Here is a 6,607-nt window from a genome sequence, read left to right as displayed (position 1 = left end):
GAGCGAAAGCAGGGTAAAGCCGATGGAGTGGATGGCCCGGCGCCGCTCCTCCATCATGCCGATGTGCGCCGCACGCTCACCACGATGCGGGCCAATGTCATGGCGGCGCGAGCGATCTGCTATGCCTGCGGCGTCGCCGCTGACCTTGCAGAGACAAGCGAGGATGCAGACAAATCCGAAGCGGCGCAGCTGCGCGAGGAATTGCTCACACCCATCGCGAAAGCCTGGGCTACCGATATGGGCGTCGAGGTGGCAAGCCTCGGCGTGCAGATCCATGGCGGCATGGGTTTCATGAACGAGACACTGGCCGCGCAGCTTTACCGGGATGCCCGCATCGCGCCGATTTATGAAGGCACGAACGGCATCCAGGCGATCGACCTGGTTGGGCGCAAGTTGGCCATGTCGGGTGGCAAGGCCATGGCGGACATGATTGTCGAGGTTCGTGAAACGGCCCGGTCGGCGCGTGAGACAAATGATCCGCAGCTTGTGCAGATCGCCGATCGGCTATCGTCCGCAGCCGACGCGCTCGACGAGGCGACCGCCTGGATGCTCGAGGCGATGAAGGGCGAGAAAGAGAAAGGTCTTGCAGGGGCCACGGCCTATCTGAAGCTTGCTGGCGACGTCATTGGCGGCCACTTTCTGACGCAAGGCGCGCTTGCAGCCCGCACCGAAAGCAGCGCGCTTCGCGGTCGGCTGACAGCACTCAGCGGCTTTTTCGCGGAAACATCGCTCGCCGAAGCGCCGGGCCGTGTCTCCGGTATAACGCGCGGCGGTGACAGCTTTCTGTCAGAGGGCGAAGCCCTGTTCGGTCTTGCCTAGGCGCTTCTGGCGGCGAGTTTCGGCGAAATAAATCCGAACATGGCGCAGGAGGCGAGACACCAGCCGGACAACCAGACGAGCTGCGTCGGAAGGGCGATCCCTGCGTCGATCAGTGCGCCGGTAAGGCCTGGGCCGAGCGCTGTCGAGAACACCATGGCCGCCACGATGACGGACCGGATCGAGCCGAGATGCTTGACGCCGTATACTTCCGGCCAGAGCGCACCGAGCAGGGTAGACGTAAACCCATAGCTCACGCCCATCAGGATCATGAAGGCGTAGATACCCCAGACCGGCGTCAGCAGACCGGCTGTCGCGCTCGCCACCGCCATGGGCAGCAGAAAGAAGGGCAGGAGCCGGCTTGCCCCGTACCGGTCGATAAGACCGCCGCAGACGAGCGAAAAACTTACCGTCGTCATCGCCATGAGCGGAAAAGCGCCCGCAAAGGCGTAGGGGCTGTAGCCGCGAAGTTCGATCATATAATCCTGATGAAAGAAGACGGTCGTGCCGATGAAAGGCGGCGCGAGGACGCCCAGCAGCAACAGATAGAAGTTTGGATCGCGCAGCGTTTCCTTCAGCGTCCAGTCTCGCGCCGTGCGCGCCGGCGGATCATTCGGAGATGTTGACTGGGGCGTGCGCTCGACGCGCCAGAGAAGTTGGATGGCAGGCAGGGCAAACACGACCAGCAGGATCGCGCCGCCAATCCAGGCGGCTTGCCAGCCGAGGGCTGCAGCGAGCAAGGTGAATGTGACAGGCAGGAGTGCTTCACCAGTCTGGTGCCCCGGAACCACTAGAGATGTCGCGCGCCCGCGGCCCGCTGCGAACCAGCGCCCGATTTCCGTCAGAGAGGTGTGGGTCATCATGCCCTGTCCGAAGAGGCGCAGCATATAGAGGGCGAACACCATGACGGTGACAGTCGGTGCATAGCTGATCAGAAGACAGGCGAGGGCGAGCAGCGGGATCACGAACAAGGCCACCTTGCGTCCTGGCATGTGGTCCAGCGTTCGCCCGAGGAAGGGCAATGTCGCCGCGCTTCCGAGCGTTGCCACCATATAGGTCAGACCGAATTCGCCATCCGTCAGATCAAATTTCGCGCGCAGCTCTTCGCCGGACAGGCCGATGAAGAAGGTCTGCCCGAAGGACGAAAAGAAAGTGAGCAGAAAGCCGCCTGCAATCCAGCGGGCATTCTGTCTGAGGAAAGCGAGCATAAGCGGGTGGGGTCCCGATTGACGAAGATTGAGAACGGGCGGGCGGTATTCGCCCGCCGGTTAATGGCCGGACCAGCGCTGTATCAGCTCAGAGGGGGCCGGACGCGCGCGTTCCTGCGGATTGGCCGTGGGTGTGCCAAGGTAGATAAAACCGGCAAGCCGCTCTGTCTCTGCAAGGCCGAGGAGTGTGTTGATGCCGTCAGAGAATGCGACCCATTCGGTTAGCCAGACGCCGCCCCATCCTGCTGCATTCGCCGCAAGCAAGAGATTGTAGCCAAGCGCGCCGACGGAGAGCTCCTGCTCCCAGACGGGTGTCTTTCCATCATTCTTCGGGCTGGAGACGACGGCGATAATGGTCGGCGCGCGCAGCATAAGCTGGCGCGTTGACTGAAGGGCGCTTTCATCGACGCCTTCGGCTTCGTCTGCGTGTACCTTTGCCGCAGCATCGCCAAACGCGGCTCTGGCGTCCCCCTCGAACACAATAAACCGCCAGGGCGACAATCGTCTGTGATCGGGAATACGGGTCGCTGCCGCAAGGATCTGGTCTAGCTGGTGCGGCGTGGGCCCTGGCGCGCCAAGCATTGCCTTGTTGGCAGATCGGCGCAGCGACAGAAAGCGGCGCACATCCTCGGACGGGCGGGTCGCTAGCATTGGTGTTCCAACGGGGGGTGCGGCGGCAAATATATCGGTCATGGCCGCAACATAAGGCGCATATCCGGAATTTTTAGAAGCGGTTCAGGGAATTATGGACGTTCGGACCTGAACGCCCGAAGCTCAGGGGAGAGTGAACACCGTTCACAAATTGAACACTCTTTTCTTGTGGCCCGAAAACCGCTATACCAGTGTTCGAAGTCCAAAGGACGAAAGGCGCCATGGCTGACAGTCTGATCACTCCGGCAGAACGGCGCCGGCTAAAAGTTCGCGATTCCATTCTCGAAGCCGCCGAGCGTGTCTTTGTCAGTGAAGGCGAAGCAGGCCTGTCCATCCGGCGTATCGCCGATGACATCGATTACTCCCCTGCGGCGATCTACAAGTATTTCGAGTCGAAGGATGAGCTGATCAATGAGCTCAAGGAGGCCTTTTTCGGCCGCATCCTGACCTGCGTGAACCAGCTCTATGAGGAAGAGGCCACCTTTGCGAAACGCGCGAGAAGCTGCGTAACCGGCTATGTCCGCACCGCGCTCGAAAAACCGCATCACTACATTGCCGCTTTTACCAGCGAAGCGCCGCAGCATCCGACACCGCCTGACCCAGCTGAGTTCGGGACGACCAATCGCGCACGCGCTTTCATCATTCTGGCGGGCATGGTGGAGGAGGGTATCGAGACGGGACACTTCGTCGCCGAGACGGACCCTGCTGAAACCGCAAAATATGTCTGGGCTGCGATGCATGGCCTCGCAATGATGATCGCGCACTTCCGGGATTTTCCATCCATGTCCCTGATGCCCAGCGCAATGAGCCAGGACGATTTTATCGACCTCTACGCCGACCGCATTATCCGTAGCCTCGAAGTCACGCCTGGTGGCTCTCCCAAGAATGGAAAGGGGTAGGTCATGACTGTTTCCGACTCCGAAGCCCCCGAACACCGCGAGCCGCGGCCGAGCTTTTTGAAAGGCCTCCTCTTCCTCCTGGTCATATTGATTGCGGCGGCGGGGCTTGCGGCGTTCGTGCTGTCCCAACGCTCCAGCGAAGGCCCGCTCATCATCAGCGAAACCCCGACGCCCCTAGCCGTCGACGTGATGACCGCTGATCTTCAAAGCTCGCTGAGCCTCGACGAGAAATTCACCGGCATCGTTTCGGCCAAGCGGACAAGCGAGCTTGGCTTTTCCAGCGGCGGCCGGATCTCGAGCATCAATGCGGATGTCGGCGACCGGGTCAGCCGAGGCGCTTCGCTTGCCATGCTCGATACGCGCGCCCTTCGCTCGCAAGTGACATCGGCGGAGGCGCAAATCGCTGAAGCGGTGGCCAACCATGCGCTCGCCATGACAACGGTCGAGCGCCAGAATACGTTGCTAGGGAAAGGCCATGTCGCTCAGCAGCGTGTGGACGAAGCCGTGGCTCGGGCCGTCACAGCCCAGGCCAGGATTGATGCTGCCAAGGCGCAGGCTGAGGCGCTCCGGGTCCAGATCGATCTGGCGCGTATCACGGCGCCTTTTGCCGGTGTGATCACGCAGCGCAATTTCGATGAAGGCGCCATTGCATCGCCCGGCATGCCGGTGTTCCAGCTGGTTGAAACCGAAGCGCTCGAAGCGCGGATCGGGCTTCCCGCCTCGCTGGCTGCCGAACTCGTCGAGGGCGACACCTATACTCTGGTTGGCGACAGGGGGCCTGTATCGGTAAAGCTCCGCTCCGTGACGGGGGTTATCGATTCCGGCCAGCGCACGGTGACAAGTGTTTTCGATATCGAGGTGCCGGAGGCTGTTTCGGTCGGCGCTGTTGTGCGCCTTCAGATGCAGCGCGATGTCTCAGAGCCGGGGCTCTGGGTGCCTGTTAGTGCGCTGTCGGAAGGCCAGAGAGGGCTATGGTCACTCTATATCGCCAAGCTGGAAGATGGAACATGGCGCGCGCGCCCGGGCCTTGTCGAAATCATCCAGAGCGAGGGTGAGCGGGCCTATGTGCGCGGCGCGGTTTCTGACGGAGACAGGATCATCATTGATGGCCTGCAGCGCATTACGCCCGGACAGCTCGTCCTGCCGAAGCTCGATCCGACAGCGACCCGGCAGAATGAAGGCTAGCGGCTGATGCGGACGCTCTTCTACCGGCTTCCAAGGCTTTCCATCCTTGTCATCATGATTGCGCTGGCCGGCGCGATCGGATCGATCCTGACGCTTGGGCGACAGGAAGACCCGACGCTGGTTGGCCGGTTCGGCTATGTGCTCACAACGCTGCCCGGCGCCGACGCCGAGCGTATCGAGGCAACCGTGACCGATCCGATCGAGATGGCGGTGCGCGAATTGCCCGAGGTCGACGAGGTGAATTCCGTCTCGCGCGCGAATGTCTCTCAGATACAAATCTCCATTCAGGAAAACCTGTCGGAAGCCGAAGTGGACGACGCCTGGACGCTGATCCGCTCCAAGGTCGACGGCGCGCGCACAGACCTGCCTGCCGGAACCAGCACACCGGAAGTCCGGCGGCTTTATGTCGGCGCATCGACCATCCTGGTGGGGCTGGTCTGGGAGGGCTCCGGCGAGCCCGAGCTTGCGGTGATGGGCCGATATGCCCGCAACCTCGCCGACCGGTTCCAGAACTTGAGCGGAACAGAAGAGACGCAGGTTTTCGGGCTTCCGGAAGAGGAAGTCCGCATCGTCATCGATCCGGAAGCGCTGGCGTCCGCAGGCCTTTCGATGTCGCAGGCCGCGCAGATCATTTCCACGGCCGACGCCAAGGCGCCCGCCGGACAGGTTCGCGGCAATCAGTCCAATGTCGGCCTGGAAATTGGTGGCGCCTTTGACAGCATAGCGCGGATCCGCGCGGTCCCCCTGGTTCAGGGCGGCGATGGTACGGCCATCCGCGTCGGCGATATTGCGGACGTCCAGAAAGGGATTGAGGATCCGGCCACGGTGATGAATTTCACCGACAATAAGCGCTCTGTGATGGTGTCGGCCTATATCGAGCCCAATCAACGGGTCGACAAATGGGCCGCGACCGCCCGCGATCTGGTCGCCGAATTCGAGCGGAATTCGCCTGATGAAATCGATGTGCGAATCCTGTTCGACCAGAGCGAGTATACCGAGGCGCGCCTGAACGGACTGGCCAAGAACCTCGTTTTCTCTGCCCTGATCGTTTTCCTTGTCCTGTTTCTCGTCATGGGCTGGCGCGCTGCAATCGTGGTCGGCGCGGCCCTGCCACTGACCGTGGCGCTGGTGCTCATCCTCTTCAATATTTTCAATTATCCGCTTCACCAGATGTCGGTGACGGGGCTGGTGATCTCGCTCGGCCTGCTGATCGACAATGCGATTGTCGTCTATGACGAATACGATCAGGAGCGCGGGCGCGGGCATTCAATCGTCGACGCCATCGATATCGCCCTGAAAAAGCTGTTCGGGCCGCTCTTTGCCTCGACGCTGACAACGGCGCTGGCGTTCGCGCCGATCGCACTGATGCCTGGGTCAGCCGGTGAATTCATCGGCATGATCGGCATTTCGGTGATCTTCTCGGTGGTCATGTCCTTCCTCGTGGCGATCACGATCATCCCTTTCATGGCCGGCCGCCTCGACCGCAAACGCAAGCCGGGCGAGACGAAGAACTGGTTGCGCGACGGGATTTCGCTGGATGTCATCACCGACGGATATCGCTGGACAATCGGATCGGTCCTCCGGTTTCCACCGCTGGGCATCCTGATTGGTGTCGTGCCGGCCCTTGCCGGGTTCATGCTTGGCGGCACGCTTCCGGTTCAGTTCTTCCCGCAGACCGAGCGCGACCAGTTTCAGGTCGAGATCAGCCTGCCGCCCACCGCGACAATCTTTGAAGCCCGGCGCGCTGCTGAACGGGCAACCGAACGGCTTTATTCCTATCCCAATGTGGAGATGGTCAATTTCACACTCGGCGAGGCAGCACCCCGCGTCTATTACAATGCTTTCAAC

6 protein-coding genes are annotated in these 6,607 nt (G+C 61.4%); 4 read left to right on the top strand and 2 right to left on the bottom strand.

Annotation, left to right across the window (positions count from 1 at the left end; translation table 11 throughout):
* Positions 1 to 819, top strand: an 819-nt coding sequence (locus WA989_RS07440) for an acyl-CoA dehydrogenase (RefSeq protein WP_424339872.1), incomplete at its 5' end; no start/stop codon positions are given.
* On the opposite strand, the gene WA989_RS07435 is transcribed toward WA989_RS07440, so the two are convergent.
* Entirely contained in the window at positions 816 to 2,024 is a 1,209-nt protein-coding gene (locus WA989_RS07435) for an MFS transporter (protein WP_424339871.1), read from the bottom strand. The two genes, WA989_RS07440 and WA989_RS07435, sit on opposite strands and share 4 nt — an antisense overlap.
* A gap of 60 nt (positions 2,025 to 2,084) precedes the next feature.
* Positions 2,085 to 2,675 carry a nitroreductase family protein gene (locus tag WA989_RS07430; RefSeq protein WP_424339870.1) on the bottom strand — a complete coding sequence of 197 codons (591 nt, stop codon included), beginning with the start codon at positions 2,673 to 2,675 and terminating at the stop codon, positions 2,085 to 2,087.
* A 221-nt stretch (positions 2,676 to 2,896) separates the two neighbouring features.
* Here WA989_RS07430 and WA989_RS07425 point away from each other — a divergent pair, with 221 nt between their 5' ends.
* The 3 genes from WA989_RS07425 to WA989_RS07415 all read left to right on the top strand — a co-directional run.
* Complete coding sequence (locus WA989_RS07425; RefSeq protein WP_424339869.1) at positions 2,897 to 3,574, top strand: TetR/AcrR family transcriptional regulator; 678 nt, start codon at positions 2,897 to 2,899, stop codon at positions 3,572 to 3,574.
* 3 nt (positions 3,575 to 3,577) lie between these two features.
* Positions 3,578 to 4,759, top strand: coding sequence for an efflux RND transporter periplasmic adaptor subunit (locus WA989_RS07420; RefSeq protein WP_424339868.1), 1,182 nt, complete (start codon positions 3,578 to 3,580; stop codon positions 4,757 to 4,759).
* A gap of 6 nt (positions 4,760 to 4,765) precedes the next feature.
* A partial coding sequence (locus WA989_RS07415; RefSeq protein ID WP_424339867.1) for an efflux RND transporter permease subunit occupies positions 4,766 to 6,607 on the top strand: 1,842 nt, incomplete at its 3' end.

Origin of the sequence: Henriciella sp. (genome assembly GCF_049649345.1) — a bacterium.
Taxonomy (GTDB): Bacteria; Pseudomonadota; Alphaproteobacteria; order Caulobacterales; family Hyphomonadaceae; genus Henriciella.
This window is presented reverse-complemented; position numbering and strand designations above follow the sequence as displayed.

Bases quoted from the DNA above. Each gene is read 5' to 3' on its own strand.
- WA989_RS07435 (WP_424339871.1), bottom strand. From the start codon at position 2,024: ATGCTCGCTTTCCTCAGACAGAATGCCCGCTGGATTGCAGGCGGCTTT.
- WA989_RS07430 (WP_424339870.1), bottom strand. From the start codon at position 2,675: ATGCTAGCGACCCGCCCGTCCGAGGATGTGCGCCGCTTTCTGTCGCTG.
- WA989_RS07425 (WP_424339869.1), top strand. From the start codon at position 2,897: ATGGCTGACAGTCTGATCACTCCGGCAGAACGGCGCCGGCTAAAAGTT.
- WA989_RS07420 (WP_424339868.1), top strand. From the start codon at position 3,578: ATGACTGTTTCCGACTCCGAAGCCCCCGAACACCGCGAGCCGCGGCCG.